At 72.5% G+C, this 23,878-nt stretch carries 22 protein-coding genes; 9 read left to right on the top strand and 13 right to left on the bottom strand.

The window, feature by feature from the left end; genetic code table 11:
* Positions 1 to 6 precede the first annotated feature (6 nt).
* Positions 7 to 1,152: an asparagine synthase-related protein gene (locus AB0B57_RS29300; RefSeq protein ID WP_357076795.1), complete on the top strand. Its 1,146-nt coding sequence runs from the start codon at positions 7 to 9 to the stop codon at positions 1,150 to 1,152.
* A complete protein-coding gene (locus AB0B57_RS29295; RefSeq protein WP_357076792.1) occupies positions 1,149 to 1,430 on the top strand; it encodes a PqqD family protein in 282 nt (93 codons plus the stop codon). Before AB0B57_RS29300 ends, AB0B57_RS29295 begins: the two co-directional genes overlap by 4 nt.
* Before the next feature lie 93 nt (positions 1,431 to 1,523).
* On the opposite strand, the gene AB0B57_RS29290 is transcribed toward AB0B57_RS29295, so the two are convergent.
* From AB0B57_RS29290 to AB0B57_RS29265, 6 genes are all read right to left on the bottom strand, one after another.
* A complete protein-coding gene (locus tag AB0B57_RS29290; RefSeq protein ID WP_357076789.1) occupies positions 1,524 to 2,450 on the bottom strand; it encodes a nucleotidyltransferase family protein in 927 nt (308 codons plus the stop codon).
* On the bottom strand, positions 2,447 to 3,325 hold the full coding sequence (locus tag AB0B57_RS29285; RefSeq protein WP_357076786.1) for a hypothetical protein: 879 nt from the start codon (positions 3,323 to 3,325) through the stop codon (positions 2,447 to 2,449). Before AB0B57_RS29285 ends, AB0B57_RS29290 begins: the two co-directional genes overlap by 4 nt.
* A 65-nt stretch (positions 3,326 to 3,390) precedes the next feature.
* Positions 3,391 to 5,943 (bottom strand): fibronectin type III domain-containing protein, encoded by a 2,553-nt coding sequence (locus tag AB0B57_RS29280; protein WP_357076782.1) that lies wholly within the window; start codon positions 5,941 to 5,943, stop codon positions 3,391 to 3,393.
* 447 nt (positions 5,944 to 6,390) lie between these two features.
* Positions 6,391 to 7,221 carry a MerR family transcriptional regulator gene (locus AB0B57_RS29275; RefSeq protein ID WP_357076779.1) on the bottom strand — a complete coding sequence of 277 codons (831 nt, stop codon included), beginning with the start codon at positions 7,219 to 7,221 and terminating at the stop codon, positions 6,391 to 6,393.
* Between the two features lie 48 nt (positions 7,222 to 7,269).
* Positions 7,270 to 8,871 carry an asparagine synthase-related protein gene (locus AB0B57_RS29270; RefSeq protein WP_357076776.1) on the bottom strand — a complete coding sequence of 534 codons (1,602 nt, stop codon included), beginning with the start codon at positions 8,869 to 8,871 and terminating at the stop codon, positions 7,270 to 7,272.
* Between the two features lie 4 nt (positions 8,872 to 8,875).
* Complete coding sequence (locus tag AB0B57_RS29265; protein WP_357076773.1) at positions 8,876 to 9,844, bottom strand: DUF5715 family protein; 969 nt, start codon at positions 9,842 to 9,844, stop codon at positions 8,876 to 8,878.
* Between the two features lie 190 nt (positions 9,845 to 10,034).
* Here AB0B57_RS29265 and AB0B57_RS29260 point away from each other — a divergent pair, with 190 nt between their 5' ends.
* Both AB0B57_RS29260 and AB0B57_RS29255 read left to right on the top strand, forming a co-directional pair.
* Positions 10,035 to 10,748, top strand: a complete 714-nt coding sequence (locus tag AB0B57_RS29260) for a PIG-L deacetylase family protein (protein ID WP_357076770.1) — start codon at positions 10,035 to 10,037, stop codon at positions 10,746 to 10,748.
* A gap of 160 nt (positions 10,749 to 10,908) precedes the next feature.
* Complete coding sequence (locus AB0B57_RS29255) at positions 10,909 to 11,604, top strand: hypothetical protein (RefSeq protein ID WP_357076767.1); 696 nt, start codon at positions 10,909 to 10,911, stop codon at positions 11,602 to 11,604.
* Here AB0B57_RS29255 and AB0B57_RS29250 read toward each other — a convergent pair.
* Complete coding sequence (locus AB0B57_RS29250; protein WP_357076764.1) at positions 11,601 to 12,059, bottom strand: hypothetical protein; 459 nt, start codon at positions 12,057 to 12,059, stop codon at positions 11,601 to 11,603. The two genes, AB0B57_RS29255 and AB0B57_RS29250, sit on opposite strands and share 4 nt — an antisense overlap.
* 301 nt (positions 12,060 to 12,360) lie before the next feature.
* Between AB0B57_RS29250 and AB0B57_RS29245 the strand changes: the two genes are divergently transcribed.
* Positions 12,361 to 12,678 (top strand): adenylyltransferase/cytidyltransferase family protein, encoded by a 318-nt coding sequence (locus tag AB0B57_RS29245; protein ID WP_357076761.1) that lies wholly within the window; start codon positions 12,361 to 12,363, stop codon positions 12,676 to 12,678.
* Between the two features lie 80 nt (positions 12,679 to 12,758).
* Here AB0B57_RS29245 and AB0B57_RS29240 read toward each other — a convergent pair whose 3' ends face one another.
* The 3 genes from AB0B57_RS29240 to AB0B57_RS29230 all read right to left on the bottom strand — a co-directional run bounded on the left by AB0B57_RS29240 (position 12,759) and on the right by AB0B57_RS29230 (position 15,537).
* Complete coding sequence (locus AB0B57_RS29240) at positions 12,759 to 13,277, bottom strand: 2'-5' RNA ligase family protein (RefSeq protein ID WP_357076759.1); 519 nt, start codon at positions 13,275 to 13,277, stop codon at positions 12,759 to 12,761.
* 503 nt (positions 13,278 to 13,780) lie between these two features.
* Entirely contained in the window at positions 13,781 to 14,386 is a 606-nt protein-coding gene (locus AB0B57_RS29235) for a response regulator transcription factor (RefSeq protein WP_357076756.1), read from the bottom strand.
* Positions 14,383 to 15,537 (bottom strand): histidine kinase, encoded by a 1,155-nt coding sequence (locus tag AB0B57_RS29230; RefSeq protein ID WP_357076753.1) that lies wholly within the window; start codon positions 15,535 to 15,537, stop codon positions 14,383 to 14,385. Before AB0B57_RS29230 ends, AB0B57_RS29235 begins: the two co-directional genes overlap by 4 nt.
* 130 nt (positions 15,538 to 15,667) lie before the next feature.
* On the opposite strand from AB0B57_RS29230, the gene AB0B57_RS29225 reads away from it, so the two are divergent.
* Together AB0B57_RS29225 and AB0B57_RS29220 are read left to right on the top strand one after the other, a co-directional pair.
* Positions 15,668 to 16,582, top strand: a complete 915-nt coding sequence (locus AB0B57_RS29225; RefSeq protein ID WP_357076750.1) for a DUF6010 family protein — start codon at positions 15,668 to 15,670, stop codon at positions 16,580 to 16,582.
* A gap of 73 nt (positions 16,583 to 16,655) precedes the next feature.
* A complete protein-coding gene (locus AB0B57_RS29220; RefSeq protein WP_357076747.1) occupies positions 16,656 to 18,401 on the top strand; it encodes a DEAD/DEAH box helicase in 1,746 nt (581 codons plus the stop codon).
* Between the two features lie 48 nt (positions 18,402 to 18,449).
* On the opposite strand, the gene AB0B57_RS29215 is transcribed toward AB0B57_RS29220, so the two are convergent.
* Positions 18,450 to 18,854, bottom strand: a complete 405-nt coding sequence (locus AB0B57_RS29215; RefSeq protein WP_357076744.1) for a DoxX family protein — start codon at positions 18,852 to 18,854, stop codon at positions 18,450 to 18,452.
* A 133-nt stretch (positions 18,855 to 18,987) separates the two neighbouring features.
* Positions 18,988 to 21,318, bottom strand: coding sequence for an endopeptidase La (gene lon / locus AB0B57_RS29210; RefSeq protein WP_357076741.1), 2,331 nt, complete (start codon positions 21,316 to 21,318; stop codon positions 18,988 to 18,990).
* Positions 21,319 to 21,579: 261 nt separating this feature from the next.
* Between lon and AB0B57_RS29205 the strand changes: the two genes are divergently transcribed.
* Together AB0B57_RS29205 and AB0B57_RS29200 are read left to right on the top strand one after the other, a co-directional pair.
* On the top strand, positions 21,580 to 21,867 hold the full coding sequence (locus tag AB0B57_RS29205; RefSeq protein WP_357076918.1) for a helix-turn-helix transcriptional regulator: 288 nt from the start codon (positions 21,580 to 21,582) through the stop codon (positions 21,865 to 21,867).
* A 105-nt stretch (positions 21,868 to 21,972) separates the two neighbouring features.
* Positions 21,973 to 22,320, top strand: a complete 348-nt coding sequence (locus AB0B57_RS29200) for an Lsr2 family protein (protein ID WP_357076739.1) — start codon at positions 21,973 to 21,975, stop codon at positions 22,318 to 22,320.
* A gap of 132 nt (positions 22,321 to 22,452) precedes the next feature.
* Here the strand turns inward: AB0B57_RS29200 and AB0B57_RS29195 are convergent, their stop codons facing one another.
* Entirely contained in the window at positions 22,453 to 23,751 is a 1,299-nt protein-coding gene (locus AB0B57_RS29195; protein ID WP_357076736.1) for a hypothetical protein, read from the bottom strand.
* Positions 23,752 to 23,878 lie beyond the last annotated feature (127 nt).

The raw sequence follows: 23,878 nt of genomic DNA, 5'->3' as shown, positions 1-23,878 counted from the left end.
TACGACATGCTCCGTCCGACCCCGTTCGACCTCGCCACCGGAACGCTTCTTGGTGTCGACGAGCCGCCACCACGTCGGCTCGTTCCGGCCGGCGTACCGGACCCGTTGGGCGCGCTCGACGCCGCCGTCCTGCCCGGCCTGACCCGCCCACCGTGCGTGGTCAGCTTCTCGGGCGGGTTGGACTCGTCGCTGATCCTGGCGGTGGCCGTCCGGGCGGCCCGCCGGGAGGGGCTGCCCGACCCGGTGCCGGTCACCTGGCGGTTCGCCGAGGCCCCCCGGGCCGACGAGTCGGACTGGCAACAGCGGGTGATCACGGCACTGGGGCTCGGCGGTTCGTGGCAGATCCTGCGGGCCGCCGACGATCTGGACCTCGTCGGGCCGGTGGCCCGCCGGCTGCTGCACCGCCACGGCGTGGTCCATCCGGTCAACCTGCACCTGCACCTGCCCATCGCCGAACTGGCCACCGGCGGCACACTGCTCACCGGTGCCGGCGGCGACCAGATCCTGGCCGGGTGGCGTCGTGCACCGGCGGCCTCGCTGCGCGCCCGACTGTGGTGGCTACGGCACGCCGCGCGTACCCGGCAGGGGCCGGCGGAGTCGTTTCCGTGGCTGCGCGCGGAGGTCGCCCGCGAGGCGCACCGCGCGCACCGCGCGGAGCAGCGTGCCGAACCGCGCCGCCTGCGGCAGCGGATCGCCTGGCACACCCGCCGCCGGGACCTGCGGACGACCTGCTCGGCGCTTGCCGCGTTGGCCGCCGAGCACCGGGCGACCGCGATCCAGCCGCTGCTCGACGAGGGCTTTCTGGCCGCGTTGGCGCTGCGGTTCGGCGACCACCGGGGAATCGGCCGGGACCGGCTGCTCGCGGAGATGGCCCGGGGAGCCCTACCGGCCGAGGTCACCGCGCCCCGCCGCAAGGCCCGTTTTCTCGAGGTGTTCTTCCGGACGCCGACCCGGGAGTTCGTCAGCTCCTGGGACGGCTCCGGAGCCGACGAGGGGTTGGTCGACCCGGAGGCCCTCCGGGAGATCTGGTCGCACTGGCCGATCCCCGGCGGCACCGCCAGCCTGGTCCAACAGCTCTGGCTGGCCGCCAACCCACCCGACTCCGCCGGCCGGCCGGAGCGTTCCGAGATCGACATGGAGGTCACGCCGTGACAGAGCAGGAGATCGTGCACCGGGTCGACCCGGACCGGGTGGCCTGGCGGGTCGCCGGCGAGGAGGTGGTCGTGCTGGACACCAGCAACTCGGTCTACTTCGGACTGGACGCCACCGGTGCGCTGCTGTGGCAGCGACTGGTGACCGGCGCCACCAGCACCGAGTTGGTCACGGCACTCGTGCAGACCGCCCCGGTGGACCGGGAGCGGGCCCGCGCCGACGTGGCCGCGTTCCTGGCGGACCTGCGCGGGCACGGGCTGCTGGTCCAACGCCCCTGACCGACTCCGTCGGCCGGACGCCCCTGACCGACTCCGTCGGCCGGACGCGACGACAGGTCACGGCGGGCGGGTTGACGCCGCACCGGCCAGCGGTCAGCCGCGATCGCTGCGGTGCGCCGCGCGTACCTCGTTCAGTGCGGCCGGGAGCCGCCCCGTGTTGCGGGCCAGCCGGGCCAGGTGCGCCAGCAGCAGACCGACCGGGCCTCGGCGGGCCAGCGGGCTGGCGTGCCGCATAGACGCCGGTGTCGGAAACAGCCGCGGGCCGAGGTGCCGCAGCCGGTCGACGACACCGGGCAGCTCGGCGAGCTGCGCGATCGTCAGCGCGGCGGGTGAGGAACGGTGGGCCCGCAGCCACAGCGCCGGCGTGCCCTGTCGGGGCAGGGCCAACGTGGTGGCCAGGGCCGCGCCCGCCGGCGTCAGGCGCAGGCCGAGCGCGAACGACGGCAGTGCCCCGGTCAGTGTGGCGAGGTCGGCCGCCGATCGCCAGGTGGCGACGGGAAAGACCGTAAGCGCCCGCCGCAGGTCGGCACCCGGCCGGTCGGAACGGCCCGGCGCGGCGGCGTGCAGCGCCACCAGCAGGGCGGCGCCTGCCTCGTCCGGCACGGCGACCAGGCCGCCGGCCAACCCGATCCGTTGCGCCGAGGCAGACAGCCCGGCCCACAGTGCCTCGGGATCGGCCACCCCGTGGAAACCGCGGTGCAGGTCGATGGTGAGCGACAGCGGGCCGGGCATCCGCCACGGCCGCTCGTACCAGTGCGACCGGTGGTCGGGGCGACCCTCCGGGAGCGCGCTGACACAGCCGAGGTCGGCGAGCGTGCGCTGCGCGAGGTCGAACGAGGCGGGGGCGACCAGCAGGTCGACGTCGGTGTAGAGCCGGTGCCGCTCCTGGCCCAACCGGCGGGCCAGCCCGGCCCCCTTGAGCAGGATGGCCTCCACGCCCCGGGCGGCCAGCGCCGCGCTGACCCGGACCGCGGCCGTGTCGAGGCTCAGGCAGCGGACCGCCGACGGCAGGTCCGTCACCGGGTCGCTCCCACGGCCGAGGTGGCGGCCACGGCGTCGACCACCAGCCGGTGGGTGTCGTCGAGGGCGGCCCAGTCGTGCGGCCGGGTCAGCTCCCACGCCGGCAGGGCGGCGAGCGACAGCAGCGCGCCCGGGTCGGAGGGCAACTGCCCGAACGACCGCCGGCTGGCGAGCCGGGCCAGCACGGTGGCGCCGGGCAGCCGGGCCAGGCTGACCTCGTCGCCCCAGCGCAGGAACAGCCAACCACCCAGGGGGACGTGCGGCGCGATCGGCGGCAGCCACACCCGCAGCAGGTCGCCGGCCCGGACCGGCCGGGTGGGCAGCGCCACCCCCGGCACCGGCCGCCGCAGGTCGACGCAGCGCGGGCCGGCGAAGGCGTCGCCGCCGTCGACGACCAGGATGTCGTCGGTCAGGATCGACACCCCCCGGGCGGCCAGGGCCGCAAGCAGGCTACTCTTGCCGGCGGTACGCGGGCCGAGCAGCGCCCAGGCGCGACCGGCGAGCACGAACGCGCCACTGTGGAACGCCTCCCGACCCGCCCACCGGTTGACCGTGGTCGCCACCGGCGCGAGGTACGGGTGGGCCAGCACGTCCGCAGCGAGCGGTGGCCCGTAGAAGGTGGCGATCCCCCGCAGTCGGTCCACCGCGAGGGTCCGCCCGTCGGCGAGGATCCGGGTGCCCCGCCGGCCGTCCAACGGCACCGGCGGTGGTGGCAGCACGTCCACCTGGCGGACCCGTACGGCGGGCCACCCGAGGGCCGCGCCCTCGGCCGGCGGCAGCTCGGACGCCTCGTCCAGCCCGTGCACCCGCAGCCCGTAGACGCCGCAGCCGGGTGTCGGCATGATCTCCCCGCTCATCGTCTGCTCAACGATCATGGGCGACGGCACGGTGCGGGTGGCGCTCGTCGTGACGCGCCACCCGCACCCCTGTTCGCTGAGCGTCAGCGGATGGTGCCGCTGTCGACTGTCAGCTTCTGCGACTCCTTCAACCGCTTGGCGTCCGCCTCGCGCTGCTTGGCCGTCTTGGTGCCCTTCGCCGATGGCGCCACCGTCGGGACCACGCCCCCGCCGATCGCGTCCACGTCGTACGCCACCCACCATGATCCGGGTGTGTCCACCGCGAAGGTCAACGCGATGTGCACCGACGCACCCGGTGCCAGACCACCCAGGTCGAACGGGATCGTCAGGGTGGTGCCCAACCCACCACCCGGTGGGTTGGTCGCCGGCGAGTCCATGTGCAGGTTCCGGACCAGCAGCGTCCGGCCGTCGCTGATGGTGACGGACGTCGTCGGATTGGCCGGGTTGACCAGCCGGAGGTTGGAGTGCACCGCGGGTGACGGTCCGCCGGGGTACGGCGCCCCGTTCGCCGCGCTCAGTGACGTGATCCGGACCCGGGCCTGGGTGATCGCGGCGCTGGACCGGTTGGTCAGCGTCCGCCGGATCACCAGGCTGTTCCCGGTGCGAACCCGGTTGGGAACAGCCGACACGGCCACGTTGGGGTCGAACAACGTCGACTGGATGGCGGCGTTCTGTTGGTAGGTGCCGAGGGTGTTCTGTGGCGACGGGCTGCCGAGTGTGGACGGGACCCCGTTGATCGGGCCGAGCACTGTGGCGACCAGCCGGAAGTCGGCCTGGTTGTTGGCGGTGTCCTGGAGGTTGCCGGCGACCCGGAGCCGGTTCCAGGCGTGTGGGACGAACGGTGGCGCGTTGAAGGCGGGCAGCGGCGGGCCTTCGGAGAAGCCAGGCGTCGAGCCCGCCCGGTCGGTGACCGTGCTCGCCGCGTCCGGGGCGACAAGCCGCAGCCCGCCCTGCCCGAGGCTGGGGACGATGAGGTCGGGCTGGATGTTGAACAGGGAATAGTCGGCTGCCGCGATCAGGAAGCCGCGTCGGGGACCGAGCGGCCGGGCGCTGCCCGGGATGGTGATGGACAGTCCGCCGGGCGCCTCGACCTTGAAGCCGGCGATCGGCAGGTTGATCGAGGTGCTGTTGACGACCGAGACGAACTGGTCGGTGACCCCGCTGATGCCGGACTGCGCGAACTGGTCGATGACCACCTGGCGGGGCAGCGCGGACACCTCGATCGCCACCTCGTTGGACACCGCCTCGCCCAATGGACCGGTGCCGTCGTACTGCGCCCGGAACTGGTTGTGCCCGAACGCCGGCACCTGGACGTCGAAGCTGGCCACGTTGAGGGCCAGCGGGAAGGTTCCCAGTGGGGTCTCCACCCCGTTGGGCAGCTCGTCGATGAGCGTGACGCTGCCCTCGGCGACGCCGGGGCCGACGATGACCTCGAAGTGCACCGCCGTGCCGAAGGTGGTGGCGTTTGTGGACGCGGTGAGCGTGGCCACGCTCTCGGCCTGGACCAGGATTCGGATGGCCCGGGTGGCAGTCTGGCCGTTGGCGTCGGTCACCCGGACCGTCGACGGGAACGCGCCGACCGCGGTCGGCCGGCCGGACAGCAGGCCGGTCGCCGCGTCGAGGGTGAGCCCGGGCGGCAGGGCACCGGAGGCCAGGCTCCAGACGAACGGCGCGCTACCACCGACGACGTTGAGCTGGTCGGCGTAGGGCGCGTCCACCTCACCCAGCGGCGGCGGTGGGAAGGTCAGTGTCGGCGCCTGGTTGACAACCAGCACGATCAGTCGGGTGCCGGTCTGGCCGGCTGAGTCGTTGACGCGGATCACCACCGGGTATTCCCCGGGGGTGGTCGGTACGCCCGAGATGCCGTTGGTCTGCGGGTTGAGCAGCATCCCCGGTGGCAGTGTGCCCGAGGCGATCGACCAGGTGAACGGCGGCACACCGTGGGTGATGTTCAGGGTGGCCACGTAGGCGATCCCGACGGTCGCCTCGGTCGGGTGGTCGAACAGCAACGTCGGCGACACGTTCGCGATCACCAGATCGGACAGCGGCGACTCGGGGCCCGTGCCCTCGGCGGTGCGGGCGGCCACCGTGAACCGGTAGGGAGTGGTGGGGACCAGCCCGGTCACGGTGTTGGTGGTGGACGGTCCGAAGGTCTGGGCGGGCTGACGCACGCCATTCACCCAGGGCGTGACGATGTAGTTGGTGATCGGTGAGCCGCCGTCCGAGCCGGGCGTCCAGCTCAGTAGGGCCGTGGCGGTGTCGGCGGTGACCGCGACGATTGCCGGTGCGGCCGGCAGCGCCATGATCTTGGCACCAGCGGAGCGCTTACTGGCCGGGCCGACGCCCTCGGCGTTCTTCGCGGCCACAGTGAAGGTGTAGGTGGCCCTGGCGGTCAGGCCCTCGATCTTCCGGGTGGTCGTCGACTCGTCGAAGGTGACGGTCTTCGCCTTCTTGCCGTTGCGGTACGCGGTGACCACGTACCCGCTGAGGGCCGAGCCGCCGTCAGCCGGCGCCTTCCAGTTGACCGTTGCCGTCCCGGCACGCCAGGACGCGGTGGGCCGCGCCGGCGCGGCCGGTGGCTGCGCCGGCGCGGCCAGCTCGGCGATTCGCTGCGCGGCGACGGCCGGCGCTGCCACCGGCGCCACTACCGGTGTGGGGGTGCGACTCGGGGCGCGAGCCGAGGCCGCGGTGGGGGCGACGAGCAGACTGACGATCAGCGCCAAGATTGCGGCGCATGCCGTGACGGCCCGTGGACGGGCACGGAGCACTGGGGACATGGATGTTTTCTCCCTCTCCCGGGGATGAGGGCCACCGCGGACGGGGGAAGGAGGCAGGCGGCCGACTGATAGTCCTCGGCGGCCACGCGCCTGCTGCCCCCGGCCGCAGGGCGACTGGCGGAAATCCGACCGTCACTCACGGAATGGCTTTCGCGTACTGAGTGACGGATCTCTATCCACTCCTACCAGTTTTCCCAGGTCAGGCCACATTCGGGCGGGGAAAGTGTACTGCCATGGGCGGAGGCTGTCCGGATTCCGACTGCCGTCGCGTCCTTTCCCGCAGCGGACGCGACGGCAGGGCCCGCGTCAGTCCCGGTACACCGCGAGCTGGAGCTCGGTGACGCCCTTCTCCGGCTGGTCCGGGCAGTAGTCCAGGTACACCTCGCGGGCGAAACCGTCGGCACGGTAGCCGTTGTCGTCGATCCAGCGGGCGAGCACCTGCATACTCTGGTCGACGTCGTCCATAGGGCCATGATGGACGATCGTCGCGGCGGCGCCCAGCGCGGGCAGGTCGCGTACCTCGACATCGGCAACTGTCGACGCGCCGACGGCGACGGTCACCCCGGCGTGCACCAGCACCGCATCGCCGTCGCCGTCGGCGGCCGGCTCGTACCAGGCGATGGTCGGCCCCGCCGGGGTGATCCCGGCCTCGGCCAGCCGGCGGAACAACTCCGGGTACAGCGGCCCGATCACCGGGCTGATGTCCTGACTCTGGTAACTCGACGCGACAGCGGTCAGCTCCGCGACCCGCACCGGTGCGATCTCCTTCAGAACGACGTCCTGCGTACTCATCGTGCCCTCCAACTCGATCATCCGGAGCCTCGCCCCGACCGCGGCCAGCCGGGCGGCGTCCGCGGCCAGTTGCTCTTCCAACTGGGTACGACGCAGCCGCAGCATGCCGCGCAGCTCGACCACGTCGACGGCGTCGTCGACGATGACCCGCACCTGCTCCAGGGTGAGGCCCAACTCCTTCAGGGCGATCACCCGGTTGAGCCGGCGCAGTTGGTCCGCGCGGTAGAACCGGTATCCGGTGTGCCTGTCGACGGCGGCCGGCCGGAGCAGCCCGATGCTGTCGTAGTGACGCAGCATCCGTACCGACACCCGGCCCAGTCGGGCGAAGTCTCCGATGGTGAACATGGTCCCCTCACGCTCGTCCCTGACACGGTGTCAGAGTCAAGCGTCGGGTCAACCGGTCGGCGAGCGGCGGGCCGGGCGCGGGCCGACCAGCCGGCGGACCATCGGCGCGGCGTTCCACCGGGCGGCGCCGACCAGGTCGCGGGCGTGCTCCAGCACCGTGTAGTCGGGCCGGTCGAGCCCGTCGGCGATGGCCCGGTCGAGGTCGTTGCCACACCGGCTCAGCACGGTGTCGAAGTCGCGGCGCACCGGCTGCTGCAGGTCGTAGCCGAAGGAGCGGTGCAGCCGGGCGAAGAGCGGCTTGTACAGCCGGACCCGCTCGTGCAGACCCGACGAGTACGACATCGGGTTCTTCGGCCGGCGCAGGACGTAGTCGGGCAGCACGTCGGCGAACGCCCGCCGGACGATCCACTTCTCCTGCCCGTCGCGCACCTTCAGGCCCAGCGGCAGCCGCATCGCCAGCTCCACCACGCTGAGGTCGAGAAACGGCACCCGCGCCTCCACCCCGTGGGCCATGGCGGCCCGGTCGACCCGCTGCAACTCGGTCCGACACAGGTTGCGGATCCGGTGCAGGAACAGCCGGCGCGCCGCGCCCGGGCCGACCTGGCGGTACATCGGATACCCACCGAACAGCTCGTCGGAGCCGTCGCCGGTCAGCACCACCTTGATCCCCAGGTCACGCAGGCGGCGGAAGATCGGCACCGAGACGACCGCGTTGATGATGTCGCCGTACTCGGTCAGCTCGCAGATCCGGATCGCCTCGCGCACGTCGGCGAGCCGGATGTCACGCGGACGCAGCTCGACCACGACGTGCGGCACGTCCAGATCGGCGGCGAGCCGCCGCGCGTACGCGACGTCGGGGCTGTCCGCGACGCCCACGGTCACCGCGACGCAGTCCGGGTGGATGTCGCGCACCTGGCGCAGGATCAGCGAGCTGTCCAACCCACCGGAGAGCACCACCCCGACGGTCAGGTCGGTCTCCACCCGCATCCGGATGGCGTCGCTGAGCGCGGCACGAACGAGCAGGCGGGCCTCGTCCGGGTCGTCGATGACCGGCAGGCCCGCGCCGATGGTGAGCAGGTCGACGTACGGGTCCAGTCGGACGTGCCCGTCGGCGTCGGCCCAGCCGTGGTGACCGGGTGGCACCTCGACGATCGGGGCGCCGTGCCCGACGAGCGCCTTGACCTCGGAGGCGAGATGCAGACAGCCCGGCCGACGGGACCAGTACAACGGTTTGACCCCGAGCGGATCGCGGGCCAGGTAGGCCCGGCCGGTGGCCCGCTGCACGACGGCGAACGCGTACTCGCCGCGCAGTCGGGTCACCGCCGCCTCGCCCCACTGCTGGAACGCGGCGAGCAGCACCTCGGTGTCGCTCTCGGTGCGGAACGCCTGACCGAGGCGTGTCAACTGCGCCCGCAGCTCCCGGTAGTTGAAGATCTCGCCGTTGAAGCAGAGCAGCCAGCCCTCGTCGGTCGACGTCCACGGCTGCACCGCCCGGTCCCGGTCGACGACGCGCAGGCGGCGGGTGCCGGCGAGCAGCCCGCTCTCGGAACGGGTTTCGGTGACCTCACCGCGCGGGGCCAGGACGGCCAGCATCCGTCGGAAGGTCGTCGGGTCGGCCTCGGGGCCGATGCTCAGGGCGATGCCGCACACCGGGTCAGACCCCCATCTCGGCCTCGTACGCCTGGCGCAGGCGGCGTCGGGCGGCGGGCGCGAGGCACAGGTGCCACGCCTGCCCCTCGTCGATCACGTTGACCTCGCCGGCCTCCTGCCGGGCCAGCAGCAGCCCGGCCAGCGCCTGGCGCGCACCGAACCGCTCGAACCAGCTCAGCTCGACGTCCACCGAGTAGCCCAGACAGTGCCCGCTGGGCAGCATCGCGGCGTAACCGAGGCGCCGCAGCCGGTACTGGTGCTCGGTGCTGCGGACCAGGCTGGTCACCCACAGCGGCGGGGTGTGCGGCGGCGCGGCGGCGGCGAACTCCCGCGCCAGGTCGTTGAGCAGCGCCACGACCTCCCGGCGGGCGCGCCGAAACAGCAGGCCGGCGGTCTGCGGGGCGGCGTCCGGGCGCAGCCGACGTCGCAACCCGCGGGCGGCGCGGCCCAGCAGGGTGGCGGGCTGCTCCTGGTAGCGGAACCGCAGCAGGTCGCGGCGACGCAGCCACTCCAGGTCGACCAGCTCCGCGCTGCCGTTGACCTGGTCGTCGGTGACGAACGTCGGGGCGTCCTGCCACCACAGCACGTCGATGCGGGACAGCAGGTAGATCCGCACCAGCGCACTGAGGTCACGCGCCGAGGTGCGCTCGTTCGGCTGGTAGCGGGCCATCTCCAGCAGCAACGTCTCGCGCGCCCCGAGCAGCCCCTGCGGGGTGGCGTCGAGGACGGCGGCGAGCGCCGGCTCCCGCAGTCGCTCGTCGATGAGCACCTGGCGGGCCCGGGTACTCGGCGCGTCGGCCAGGGCACCCACCTCGACGAGCAGGTCGGCGACGGCGGCCCGGTAGGCGGCGAGGTCGGGCTCGGCGGTGGACCGGCGACGGGGGGTCGTGCCGGAGGGCCGGCGGCGGGCCGGCGCGGTGGGCGAGACGGGCGACCCCGGTTGCTGACCCGGACTACGGCTGGGCACTCGCATGACGGGGTCCCTTCTGGCACTGGGTGGATCGCCCTGAACACACCGTAATCAGCCGGACCGGACCAGATCGAACAATCCTCCGATTCACCCCGAAAAGAGCCGGACGTCGCGCCCCGCTATGCGCCGAACGGCGGAACGCGTCGTACCAGCGCGTGATCAGACGCTGACGGATTGCCGCCATACTTCGTGAATGGCTGACGACATCGCAACGACACGATGGGCGGGGGCGGCTTCCACCTCGATGGCGGCGGACGACCCGGTCGGCGGGGCGAATCCCTTCGCGACGACCGCACTGCGGACCGCCCTGGTGATCGTCGCGCACCCGGACGACGAGGCTCTCCTCTGTGGCGGCACCATCGCCCGCATGACCCAGGCCGGGATGGACGTCCACGTCGCCTCCCTGTCGCGCGGGAGCCAGGGCAGGGACAAGGCGTTCGACGCCTGCTGCGAGATCCTCGGCGCAACCGGCGAGGTCGGCGACCTGGAGTCCAACGACCTGCGCATCGACGGGGATCTGGTCACCATCACGGATGCGTTGATCGACGCGCGCCGCCCGGATGTCGTGATCACCCACGGCCCCGGTGCCGGGCAGAACCAGGACCACAACGCGATCTGTCACGCCGTACGGATCACCGTCAGCCGCAGCCGTCATCCGACGATGCTCCTCCTCGGCCACCCGACCCTCGCCACGACCGACTTCCGCCCGACCTTCTTCGTCGACGTCACGAACGTCTGGTACGCCAAGATCGAGGCGCTCGCCGCGTACCGGCAGATTCTCGACCGGGACTACATGAGCGAGGAGTACCTGCGGGTCAAGAGCCGGTGGTGGGCACAGGTGGCGGGCCGCGAACGAGGGCTGTGCGAAGCCTTCGAGATAGGCCTGTGGCGTCCCGCCCCGGCGTAACCCCCCGCGCGCCCCGACACCCCGCGCCCCGCGCGGTCGACAGCGGACCGGCGCGTCCGGTGCCGCGCTTGCCTGCTGCCCCTACTCTGAAGGAGCCACGGCGCCACTTCGGCAAGTCGAGGCACGAGCGCCCGCAGCCCGGGCGGATAGAAGTAGCCGCATGAACTGGACGAAGTTCAGAAGCGACCGCACCCCTCACCGACTCCGCGCCGTCGCCGATCTGCAGTTCCCGGCCAGCGGGCGGGAACGCCTCCGAAATCGGTACCCCCATCTCGGTGCCGACGACATCGTCCTCGTCGAGACCGCAACCCGGCAGTGGTTCCGGCTCGTCGTCCGCCATCCCGGTGCGAAGCTGTCCGTGCCGTCGGTGGTGGTGGACGACCTGTGGCAGGCACTGACCCTGCACACGCGGGACTACGCCGCCTTCTGCGACGCCGCGTTCGGGCGCCTCCTGCACCACCAGCCGGGGCCCGCGACCGGCGGCGACCCGCCCAACGCCGAGCGCGGTTCGCTGCTGCTCGCCACGCTGGGTCACGCCCGCCGGGACGAGGGTGGCGACCCGACCAGCCTTCCCCTGCTGTTCCGGGTCGACCAGGAGCTACGCATCCCCGACGGCAAGCGCTACCTGGCCGACTGCGGCGGCCGTGGCGAGTGTTTCCCGGTTGCCGAGCGGGTCTGCCTGCAACACCTCGGCGGGCCGGGCAAACGACCCAAGCCCCGCGGCATCCGCGGCAATCTGCCCTTCCTGGACGGCCGCCACGGCTACGCCGGCGGCTCAGGTGGGGTGGGTGGTGGCGAGTTCAGTGGCGGTAGCGACGGCGGGGGCGGGGGCGACGGCGGCGGGAGCAGCAACTAGGCGAACGCCAGGACAAGACCCGTCAACGTGGCGACGACCGTGATCCCACCGACCAGATAGAGCCACCCGGCGTTGAGCCCGACCCCCCTGCCCTCGATCTTGTCCATCCGGCTGCCCAGATCGGCGAGGTGCTTGGCGTGGCTGTCCCGCACCACCTCGAACTCGACCCTGGCGATGAACGTCTTGGTCTGGTCGGAGAGGGTCTGCCGGAACTCGTTGACGCTCTCGAACCGTTTCTCGGTGGCGATCTCCGCCTTCGTCACCGCCTTGTCGGCCGCCGCGAGACCCAGCCCGACATGTGCCGCCTGCGCCTCGATCTTGGTGGCGAGATTCGCCAGCTTGGCGTCGATCAGCCGCTCGAGGGCGTTAAGGCGCTGCTCCACCCGCCACTCCAGCAACTGGCGGGCGTCGTCGGCCGGCTCGCGGCTTCTCGGGGCTGGTTGTTCGCTGCCCACTTGTCACAGCTCCTCCCCTGCCGGTGCCGCCACGGTCCTGCCCGCCGCTCGTCACCGCTGACAGCAGGAGGGCTGAGGCAGGCCCACCCTAAGCCCGACAGCGAACAAAAGGCCAGGTCAAAGCACATATACGACAGCGACGATCCACGTCGCGGCTGCCACTCGGCGGTGGAATCGGCTCGGCGACCTCGTCGACACGTACCCCTGGCGCTGTGACACATCGCCCACCCCGAGGGTCACCGAACCCGAGAGCCGATACCTACAGTCGGGCCATGAGCGTCGACGAACACGTGCGGGCCGCGTGCGAGCCGTCTACCCCGGCAGCTTCGCTCCCCTCACTCCCGGGCATCTGAACGTGGTGGACCGGGCACGCGCTCTCTTCGATCACCTGGTCGTGCTTGTCGGGTTGACCTCCACCTACTGCCGTCGCCACGAGATAGCGGTGATCGTCCGCGGCCTGCGTAACACCACCGACCTGCGGGCCGAGTACAAGCTCGCCGCGATGAACGAGTCGCTGGGTGTCGCCACGGTGTTCCTGCCCGCGCGGCCCGACCTGGCCGCGGTGTCCTCGACGGCGGTACGCGCGCTGGGCACACTGCCGTCGCCACCGCGCTCGTAGCGCAGCCCCAGGGCGGGCGGGCTCGGGCCGGTGACCGTCGCCGCGATCCGCCGTACGTGGGGCCCGGTCCCACGACGACCTCAGCCGAGCCGGGTCAACGGGGTCACCGTCCGATCCGTACCGTCATAGCTGCGCGCGCCGACGAAGTCGCCTGCCGGGCGCTGCCCACCGCTCACGGCACGGGCCCGGCGCAGGCCCGCGTCGCGGAACCGCAGGGCCAGGCTCAGGTGTGGCACCCACTCCCCCGGCGCGTGCCACGGCCGCTGCCCGTCGGCCTCGGCGAGCACGTCCCAGACGGCCGCGTGCAGCGCGGTCAGGGCGGGCGTCGGTCGCACGAGCCAGACCAGCGGGGCACTGCCGTCGAGGACGACGACACGGCCGAGGGTGACCGGCACCGGTAGCGCGGCGTCGAACAGCTCGGCCAGACGGTGCGCGACGCCGGGCGGGAAGTCGTCCACCGCCGCGAGCGTGAGGTGCGGCCGGTTGGTCGGGTGGATGTTGCGGGCCAGGCTGGGCAACCCCGCCGCCGCCAACCGGCCCCAGACCACCCGGACCGCGACGTCCAACCCGGGCGAGCAGACCAGTTCCACGGTACGCACGCGCCCACGCTAGCCCGACGGCCGGCACCGTCCACGCGGATCGGGCCGAGCGCGCCGCTCACTCTCTCGTCACTCGTCCACCTGTCGCCGCACCGATCTGCCCGCCCGCCTCGCGCGGCGGGGCAGCCAGAGCCCGCCCACCACCAGCACCACGATCACCAGGAGGAGCAGCCAGCGCATCTCGGCCTCCGATCCAGGACGCCCGGCAGACCCCGGGAGTTCGCTCCTGCTTGCCCGGCCACTGGCCCCTCCCAAACACCTCCGGGTCGACGGTGGACACCGGCTTGCCGGTGCTGCTGCAGTCACCGCCGCCGACCCAGCAGACCGCCGTCCCAACCGCCCACCCGCGCGGCGTAACGCCGGCGAGCGTCGAACGTGAACCGGTCCACCGCCTCCCCGTCCGACACGCTGATGCCTGTGAGTCATCTTGATGACTCACAGGCATCACGCTCGTTGGGGATACCCCGGTCCGCAGCCAGATCGTCCTCCGCGAAGGACGCGCCTTAGAGCCAGCCGTTGTCCCGGGCGGCGCGGATCGCCGCGGCCCGGTCGGCCGCGCCGAGCTTCTGCACGGCGGCGGACAGGTGGTTGCGGACGGTGCCGGTGGACAGGTGCACCCGGCGGGCGATCACCGCGACCGGGGCGCCGAACTCGGCCAGCCGCAACGTCTCCAGCTCGCGGGGCGTCAGCGGGCACGCGGGCAGGGTCAACGCGTCGGCGGCCAGCGACGGGTCGACGTACCGGCCGCCGGCGTGCACCCGGCGGATCACGTCGGCGAGCGCACCACCGGGCGAGCCCTTGGGCAGGAACCCGCGGGCACCGGCGGTCAGCGCCTGCCGCAGGTGCCCCGGGCGGCCGTGCCCGGTCAGCACGACCACCGCGCACTCGGGGCGAACCCGGGTCAGTTCGGCGGCCACCGCGATGCCGTCCAGACCGGGCATCTCCAGGTCCACCACCGCCACATCCGGGCGGTGCGCGAGCGTCGCGGTCACCGCCGTGGGTCCGTCGGCGGCCTGGGCCACCACGTCGATGTCCGGTTCGAGGCCGAGCAGCGCGGCGACCGCGACCCGCATCAGGTCCTCGTCGTCGGCGAGCAGGACGCGGATCACGACGCCACCGGCACAGTCGCCTCGAGGGTGAACACGCTGTCCTCCCGGCGGACCCGCAGCTCTCCCCCAGCCGCGGCCAGCCGGTCGGCCAGGCCGCGCAGGCCGTGGCTGTGCTCGTCCGGGCCGCTGTCGTCGGCACCGTCGTTGGCGATGGTCATCCTGGCCCCGTTCTCGTCCCGGTCGATGTGGATCCGGCACCAGTCGGCCCGACTGTGCCGCAGCACGTTCGTGCTCGCCTCGCGCAGCACCGCCGCCAGTTCGGTGGCGGCCGACTGGGGCAGCTCGGCAGGCGGCGGCGACACCGTGCAGCGCACCCCGCAGGACCGCAGGACCCCCGCCACGGCGGCCAACTGCTCACCGAGGTCGACCGCCCGGTAACCGTGCACGGTCTCGCGGACCTCGGTCAGCGCGGACGCCGCGAGCCGTTGCACCTCGGCGGCTTCCCGACCGGCCCGTTCCGGGTCGACCGGCGCGAGCCGGGCGGCGAGTTCGGCCTTCAGCGCGATCACGGTGAGGTGGTGCCCCAGCACGTCGTGCACGTCGCGGGCGAAGCGCAGCCGCTCCTCGGCGGCAGCCAGCCGCACCTGCGCGGCCTGGCCCTGCCGGGCGTCCACGAGCAGGCCCCAGAACCAGATCTGCAACCCGTTGACGGCCGCCACGGCCGCCCCGATCCCGCCGGTCACGGCCAGGTGACGCGCGATGGACCCTCCGGTCCACACGGCGACCGCCACCGCCACCAGCAGGACGCCGGTGGCCATCGCGAGCGCGGCGCGCAGTCGCAGCAGCAGCGGCGCCATGCCGATCAGCGCCGCGCCCAGCCAGGCCCAGGTCGGCCACCTGCCGGCCGCCACCGGGCCCACCAGCGGAACCGTCAGCACCGCCGTCCCCGCCAGGCTCACCTGGGCGCGGCGACGCCAGCGCGAGTCGAGCCACGGCGTCACGGCCGCGTACAGCACGACGGTCTGGGCGGTCACGAAGGCGAGGATGCCGACCGCGCCGAGCACCACCCGGCCCGGGGCTGGCTCGTGGGTCAGACCGACCGCCGGGAGCAGGACGCTCACCCAGACGCCGGTGACCAACGACAACAGCGTCGCCTGCCGGGCCCGGTGCAGCCGGCGATCCGACCGGGATGTCACCGCCTCGCTCGCCACCCGTCGATCCTAGGACCGCCCGACACCCGGCCCACCCCCACGAGCGTCACGGTTGAACCGTGCGTCGCGCACGGTTTTCCGATGACGAACGGTTCTGCCCACCGCGCCGCGCCGCCGGCAGGGTCAGGGCATGGAAAAGACAGAGTTGTACGCGGACACCGCCACCGCCGTACCCCCGCCCGCGACGGCGCCCACCGCCCAGCCGGCGGCCTCGGACGCGGCGCTCCCGGACGCGGCGCCGGCCGCCGGTGCGCGGCGGCTGCTGTGGCATCTCGGCGAGATGGCGCTGGCGATGCTGGCCGGGATGCTGCTGCTCGGCTCACTGTGGGACGCGGCCGGCGCCGTGTCGGGTCTCGCCGGAGCGCTGCGCCGGCCGGACGTCGCCGCGCTGGTGATGGCGACGAACATGACAGTCGGGATGACGGTGTGGATGCGCTACCGGGCGCACCACTGGCGCGCGGTCGGCGAGATGGCCGCCGCGATGTACGTCCCGTTCCTGCTGCTGATCGTGCCGTTTCGGGCCGGTCTGGTCGACGCCGACGCGCTGCTGCTCGGCGGTCACCTGCTGATGATTCCCGCGATGGTGCTGGTGGCGGTCCGACACCGACACGAGGCACCGGCACCGGTACGCCGAAACCGGGTCGTGGTGGCGCTCGCCCACCGCTGGCCGGCCGGGTTGGCGCTGCTGCTGACCGTGGACATGTGGGTCGACCCGAGCGTGCTCAGCCCGTGGACGATGCTGGTGCTGCCCGGCGGTTACCTGGTGATCGGCATGGCCCGCCGCACGCTGGGCGGGCGGGGCGTGCTCGCCACCCAACTCGCCGGTCTGGCCGTCTGGGTCGCCCTGATCCTGGTCGCGGTGACGGTCGGCGGGCGGACCGCCGACTGGCTGGTGGCGATCGGGTGGTTGGTGCACGCCGGCTGGGACGTGGTGCACCACCGCAAGCGCCGGGTGGTGCCGCGCGGCTACGCCGAGTTCTGCGTGGTGCTCGACGTGGCCGTCGCCGCGGTGATGGTGCTGGCCATCCTGACCACCGACGCCTGACCCCGCCCCGGCCTCAACCGCTCTTGTGCCGGTCGGCGCAGCGGCCCGGACGGCGTAATGAAAGGCTTGGCACATGAGTTCCGCACCTGCACAGCACGACGCACCGACCGACGCACCGATTGACGCCAGCCCCGGCGGCACCGACGAGGTGAGCGCCTTCACCGATCTCGGGCTGCGCGCCGAACTGCTGGGCGCGCTCGCCGCCCTCGGGTACGAGGAGCCGACCCCCATCCAGCGGGAGGCGATCCCGCCGCTGCTGGAAGGGCGCGACCTGCTGGGTCAGGCGGCCACCGGCACCGGCAAGACGGCGGCGTTCGCGCTGCCGCTGCTGAACCTCATGACGCCCCACCGCCGCGACGGCGACCCGGTGGCGCTGGTGCTGGTGCCGACCCGGGAGTTGGCGGTGCAGGTCTCCGAGGCCTTCCACCGCTACGGCAAGGACCTCGGCGCGCGGGTGCTGCCCATCTACGGTGGGCAGCCGATCGGGCGGCAGTTGCGGGCACTGGACAGCGGCGTGGACGTCGTGGTGGCCACCCCGGGGCGGGCGCTCGACCACATCGCCCGGGGCACCCTGCGCCTGGGCGGGCTGGCCACGGTGGTGCTCGACGAGGCCGACGAGATGCTCGACATGGGCTTCGCCGAGGACATCGAGGCGATCCTGGAGCACGCTCCGGCGCAGCGTCAGACGGTGCTGTTCTCGGCCACCATGCCGTCGCGCATCGACGGGATGGCCCGGCAGCACCTGCGTGAGCCGGTCCGCATCGAGATCGGCCGGGAGCAGACCGTCGCGGGTGAGGCGCCCCGGGTGCGGCAGAGCGCGTACATCGTGACGCGGGCCCACAAACCGGCCGCGTTGGGCCGGGTGCTGGACGTGGAGTCGCCCACCGCCGCGATCGTGTTCTGCCGCAGCCGCGAGGAGGTGGACCGGCTGACCGAGACGATGAACGGCCGGGGCTACCGCTCCGAGGCCCTGCACGGCGGGATGAGCCAGGAGCAGCGCGACCGGGTGATGGGCCGGCTGCGGGCGGGCACCGCCGACCTGCTGGTGGCCACCGACGTGGCCGCCCGCGGGCTGGACGTCGAGCAGCTCACCCACGTGGTCAACTACGACGTCCCGTCCGCGCCGGAGTCGTACGTGCACCGGATCGGCCGGGTCGGGCGGGCCGGCCGCGAGGGTGTGGCGATCACCCTCGCCGAGCCGCGTGAGCACCGGATGCTCAAGACCATCGAGCGGGTGACCGGCCAGCGGATCACCATCGACAAGATCCCCACCGTGGCCGACATGCGCACCCGCCGGTTGGAGCTGACCCAGGCGGCGCTGCGGGAGAGCCTGCTGGAGGACGACCTCGACCCGTACCGGGTGATCGTGGAGACGCTGACCGACGAGTTCGACCTGATGGAGGTCGCCCTCGCCGCCGTGAAGCTCGCGCACGAGGTGACCTCGCCGGGCGCCGACGACGAGGAGGAGATCCCGCAGGTGCCGGTGCGCGCTCCCCGCGAGGGTCGACCGGAGACCGGCGGCCGGGGCGGCGACCGGCGGGGCGGCGGCCGGCCGCGCTCGGGCGGCGGCAACACCGTGCAGGTCTTCGTCGGCTTGGGTCGACGGGCCGGGGTCCGTCCGCAGGATCTGGTGGGTGCGATCACCGGGGAGACCGGGATCCGTGGCCGCGACATCGGGTCGATCGAGATCGCCGACCGGTTCTCGCTGGTGGAGGTGCCGCAGGGGGTGGCCGACGAGGTGATCTCCGGGTTGCGGCAGAGCACGATCAAGGGCCGCAAGGCCACTGTGCGCCGCGACCGCGGGGGCGACGAGCGCTGAGCACGCCGCCGGCGACCGCCGGGGTACGACGGTCGCCGGCGCGGTGGATCAGAAGGAGTACGGGCCGAAGCGGCCCCAGGCCACCACGGCGGCCAACACGAGCAGCACCGCACAGGTGATCGCGCCCTGGATCTCGGTACGACGCTCGGCCGCCGTGTCGCGCTGCTTGCGGTCGCGCAGGTGCACGGAGATGCCGCCGATCATGACGACGACCAGCCCGACGGCGGCGAGCGGGGTGAGCACGGTGGCGATGCCGGTGAGCGGGGGCAGCACCAGCCCGACGGCGGCCAGCAGCTCGACGGCGCCGAGTGCCTTGACCTGGGTCGGTGGGACCGGGTCCACCCACCGCATCAGCTCACGCAGCTTGTCCTTGGATTGGGTCAGCTTGGCGAAGCCGGCGCCGGCGAAGACGGCGGCGAGCAGGATCTGGATGATCCAGAGCACCAGGTTCACGGGGGTTCCTCCAGGGGACCGCCTCGCGGCGGAGAGGCAGTTGAGGGTTCACGCGGGACAGTAGACCTCTTTCCGCGTACCAAAGGACCCCCGCCGTCTCCGATGACGGCGGGGGTCCTTTGGGGTTGCGGCGTCAGACCGTGAAGAGCGCCGGACCGTCCAGCGTCTCGACCTCGGCCGGGCGCAGCGCCAGGGCGAGCACGTCGGCCACGTCGGCCAGGGTGTGCACGGTCAGCGCCTCGCGCACCTCGGTCGGCAGGTCGTCCAGGTCGGGCTCGTTGCGCGCCGGGATGATCACCTCGGTGAGGCCGGCCCGGTGCGCGGCGAGCAGCTTCTGCTTCACCCCACCGATCGGCAGCACCCGACCGGAGAGCGTCACCTCGCCGGTCATCCCGAACTCGGGGCGGACCGGGCGGCCGGTGACCAGCGACGCCAGGGCCGTGACCATGGTGATGCCGGCGCTCGGGCCGTCCTTGGGCACCGCGCCCGCCGGAACGTGCAGGTGGATCCGCCGTCCCGCCAGGGCGTTCGGGTCGATGCCGAGCCGGCGCCCGTTGGAGCGCAGGTACGACAGCGCGATGTGCGCCGACTCCTTCATCACGTCGCCGAGCTGGCCGGTCAGGGTCAGCCCTGGCTCGCCCTCCATGCTCGTCGCCTCGATGAAGAGCACGTCCCCACCGGCACCGGTGACGGCGAGGCCGGTCGCCACACCGGGCACCGCCGTGCGCTCGGCCGACTCCGGGGTGAACTTCGGTCGGCCCAGGTAGCCGGTGAGGTTGTCGGTGTCGACGCGTACCGGGGTCGGGTCGGTCGCCAGCGTCACCGCCACCTTGCGCAGGATCTTGGCCAGGGCACGCTCGAGCTGCCGGACGCCGGCCTCCCGGGTGTACTCCCCCGCGATCAGCGCGAGCGCCTCGTCGGCGACGCCGACCTCGTCGGCGGTCAGCCCGGCCCGATCCCGCTGCCGGGGCAGCAGGTGGTCGCGGGCGATGGCGACCTTCTCGTCCTCGGTGTAGCCGTCCAGCGTGACCAGCTCCATCCGGTCCAGCAGCGGGCCGGGGATCGACTCCACCACGTTGGCGGTGGCCAGGAACAGCACGTCGGACAGGTCGAGGTCGACCTCCAGGTAGTGGTCCCGGAAGGTGTGGTTCTGCGCCGGGTCGAGCACCTCCAGCAGGGCGGCGGCCGGGTCGCCGGCGTAGCCGGCGGAGACCTTGTCCACCTCGTCGAGGAGCACGACCGGGTTCATCGAGCCGGCCTCGCGCAGCGCGCGGACGATCCGGCCGGGCAGCGCGCCGACGTAGGTGCGCCGGTGACCGCGGATCTCCGCCTCGTCGCGGACGCCGCCGAGCGAGACCCGGACGAAGTTGCGCCCGAGTGCCCGCGCCACGGACTCGCCGAGGCTGGTCTTGCCCACTCCGGGCGGACCGGCGAGGGCGAGCACCGCGCCCGAGCCGCGACCGCCGACGACGCCGAGGTTGCGCTCGGCCCGCCGGTTGCGCACGGCCAGGTACTCCAGGATGCGGTCCTTCACGTCGGCCAGGCCGGCGTGGTCGGCGTCGAGCACCGCCCGGGCCGCGGCCAGGTCGGTGTTGTCCTCGGTACGCGTGCCCCACGGCATCTCCAGCACCGTGTCGAGCCAGGTGCGGATCCAGCCCGCCTCCGGTGAGGCGTCACTGGCCCGCTCCAGCTTGCCGACCTCGCGCATGGCCGCCTCGCGGACCTTCTCCGGCAGCTCGGCGGACTCGACGCGGGACCGGTAGTCGGCGGAGCCGTCCGGCTCGTCCTCGCCCAGCTCCTTGCGGATCGCGGCGAGCTGCTGACGCAGCAGGAACTCCCGCTGGGACTTCTCCAGCCCCTCCCGGACGTCACTGTTGATCTGCTCGGTGACCTCCTGCTCGGCCAGGTAGTCCTTCACCCAGCCGACAAGCAGCTCCAACCGGGCGGTGACGTCCGGTGCGGCGAGCAGTTCGTTCTTCTGGTCCAGGGTCAACCAGGGCGCGTAACCGGCCGAGTCGGCCAGCTCGGACAGGTCGGTCATCCGCTCCACCGCGTCGATGACCTGCCAGGCGCCCCGCTGCTGGAGCACGGAGGTCACCAGGGCGCGGTACTCCCGGGCGAGTTCCCGGGCGCGGCCGGCGGGGGCGGGTTCGTCGAGTTCGGTCGCCTCGACCCAGAGTGCGGCGCCGGGGCCGGGCACGCCGGAGCCGATCCGGGCCCGGGACAGGCCACGGATGACGGCCGCGGGCTCACCCTCGGGCAGCCGGCCGACCTTCTCGATGGTGGCGACGACGCCGACCGGGCCATACTCGCCGTCGATGCGCGGCACGGCCAGCAGCTTGCGGTCGCCGGTCGCCCGCGCCGCGTCGATCGCGGCCTGGGTGGTCGGGTCGAGGGTCACCGGGATGACCATGCCGGGCAGCAGCACGGCGTCGGTCAGGGGAAGTACCGGAAGAGTTGCCATCGAACACCTGCTATCGCGTTGAGTTGAGCGTGTCTCACTCAAGTAACAAAGCGTTCCCCTTGTTCCGGCTTGTGACCCAGGCCACTCCGACGAGGGGATCCGCCCAACTCCCTCGTTCGGTGCGGGTACGGGTGGTCGCGATGTCCGGTTCCGTCGAGCCCACCCCGGCGCTGGAGGCGCTGCGGGCCGGCGCCGAGGGGTTCCTGCCGAAGACCGGCGAACCGGAACAACTGCTGCCCCGATGCTGGCCGTTCTCGACGGCTGGGCGGTGCTGCCGGCCGAGTTGCTGCGTGCCCTGCTGCGGCCCCGCACGCCAGATCGGTCGACCTGGACGACGAGGAACGGCGGCTGCTGCGGGCCATCTCCGCCGGCCGCACGACCGTCGACATCGCCGAAGAACTGCACGTCTCGGAACGGGCGGTGAAACGGTTGACCGCCGCGCTGCTGCGCCGGCTGCGGGTGTCCAACCGGGCCGAGGCGGCCGCCGTGGCCGGGCACACCGGCCTCCTCGACGATTGCGACCCACCGATTCTCGGTTTTTCTCGGTAACGAACGGAATCACGACGCGCCGAATGGGACGCGTATTGTTGCGGATTACCGGGCTGATAGGTCAGACTTTGGACACATCCCGCCGCACACAGGGAGTAATCGGCAATGGCGAGAAAAGTAATCACGGTCCTGACCGACGACCTGGACGGCGGCAAGGCCGACCGGACGGTCGAGTTCAGTCTCGACGGCGTGGCCTACACGATCGACGTCTCGGACGAAAATGCCGGCGTCTTGCGTAAGGCACTGGATCCGTACATCAATGCGGGTCGGCGGATCGGCCGCGGCCCGGTGGAGAGCGCCCGATCGATCCGGAGGCCGGGGCGACCCACCGGTGCCGGAATGGATCGGGAGCAGAACCGGGCCATCCGGGAATGGGCCGTCAAGAACGGCTACAAAATTTCCGAGCGGGGCCGGATCCCGGTTGAGGTCGTCGAGGCGTACAAGGCGCGCTGACACGCGGGTCGCCGACGGGGTTGCGCCGGACACGGCGAGGCCCCGTCGGATTGTCTCGGTACACGACATGACGGTGGCCGGCCACCCAGGGTTTGTCGCCCCGGGTGACCGGCCACCGTCGGTCGTACTGGGTCAGTTGACGTCGATGCGTACCGAGTCGAACGCGGGGGTCTGGTTGGCCCGCTCCATCATCGGCAGTCGGTGCGAACCGTCACCGGCCCAGACGGAGCACTGCGCGGTACCCGACTCCGGCAGGCCCGGAATCTGGATCGTCACCTCGTCGGGCTGGGCGCCACCGCGGCCGTCCTCGGTCGCGACAAAGAAGGCGGGCACCTCCTGCGGCTCCGGCGGGGCGGTCAGACTGTCCAGCATCCGACACGCGGTATGGAAGTGACCCCGGACCAGGCCCTGGGCGTTGAGCAGCGAGCTCTCCACGTAGTAGCCACCCTGGCCGGCGGCCAAGAAGCGGTCGCGGACCAGGTTGCGCGTGCTCACCCGCAGGGTGAACGCCTGGTTGCGGCCGATCTGGTCGGGGAACTGGGTGATCAACAAGGACGGGTTGTTGGCGGCGGCGCCGACCTCACCGAACTCGGTGCTGACGCAGCGGTTGCCGATCTGGAAACCGTCGTGCGGCTGGAGCCGGCTCTCGTCGCAGTCGTTGGCCAGCACGCCGAGCCCGGCGCCGGGGGCATTGCCACCGTTGTTGTTGCCACCACCGTTGTTGCCGCCACCGTTGTTGTTGCCGCCACCGTTGTTGTTGCCGCCACCGTTGTTGTTGCCGCCACCGTTACTGCCGCCACCGTTGTTACCGCCCGTGTTGCCGGTCGGCTGCACCTGGCACTCGGCGAGCTGCGCCAGACCCTGCGGTCGAGGCCCGACCCGGTCGATCGCGGTCGTGATCCGGTCCAGCACCGCGCGCCGCTTTCCGGCCAGCGGCTGCAGGATCGCGTTGCGGATGAAAGCCTCACCCTTGTTTCCCTCGGCGGCCAACCGGCGGTCCGCCTCGGCGATCTGGGCCTGCAACTGGGCGAGACTGCGATCCACCTCGGCCCGTGCCTGGGCCGGCACCTGCGGCAACTTCGCCGTCACGTCCGGACAGGCGATGGCCGTGCCGGTGCCCACCGTGCCGTCCTTGCCGTCCTCACACTCGGGGACCGACTGCTGCCCGTCACCCCAGTGGTTACGCACCCAGCGGCCGTTCTGCCAGGTCCGGCTGGTCGAGGCGCCGCCAGCCGGCGCGGTCGAACCAGGGCTCGGCTCCACGCACTGCCCGGCAACCGGACGGGGCTTATTTGTCCGCCGGTCCTGGGCCGACGAAATCTGGGTCACGGCGACGACTCCGCCGAAGACCACGAGCGTGCCGACAACGGCCAGCAGACGCTTGCTCCGCGCGTTGCCGGATGACCGGCGCGCCCGTGTGGACCTGCGCATCGAATTGCTCTCCTTCTCGATCCGGTAGTGGATTCCTGCCCTCGGCGGACCGACGGATGTGAGATCGCACGCCACGGTGGTGAGCACCGCGACCTACCCGGTAATGCGTCGATGGCCGACGATGCCC

Source organism: Micromonospora sp. NPDC049101, from assembly GCF_040648675.1.
Lineage (GTDB): Bacteria > Actinomycetota > Actinomycetes > Mycobacteriales > Micromonosporaceae > Micromonospora.
Note: the sequence above shows the minus strand (reverse complement) of the source record. Positions and strands in the feature narration are given on the sequence as shown.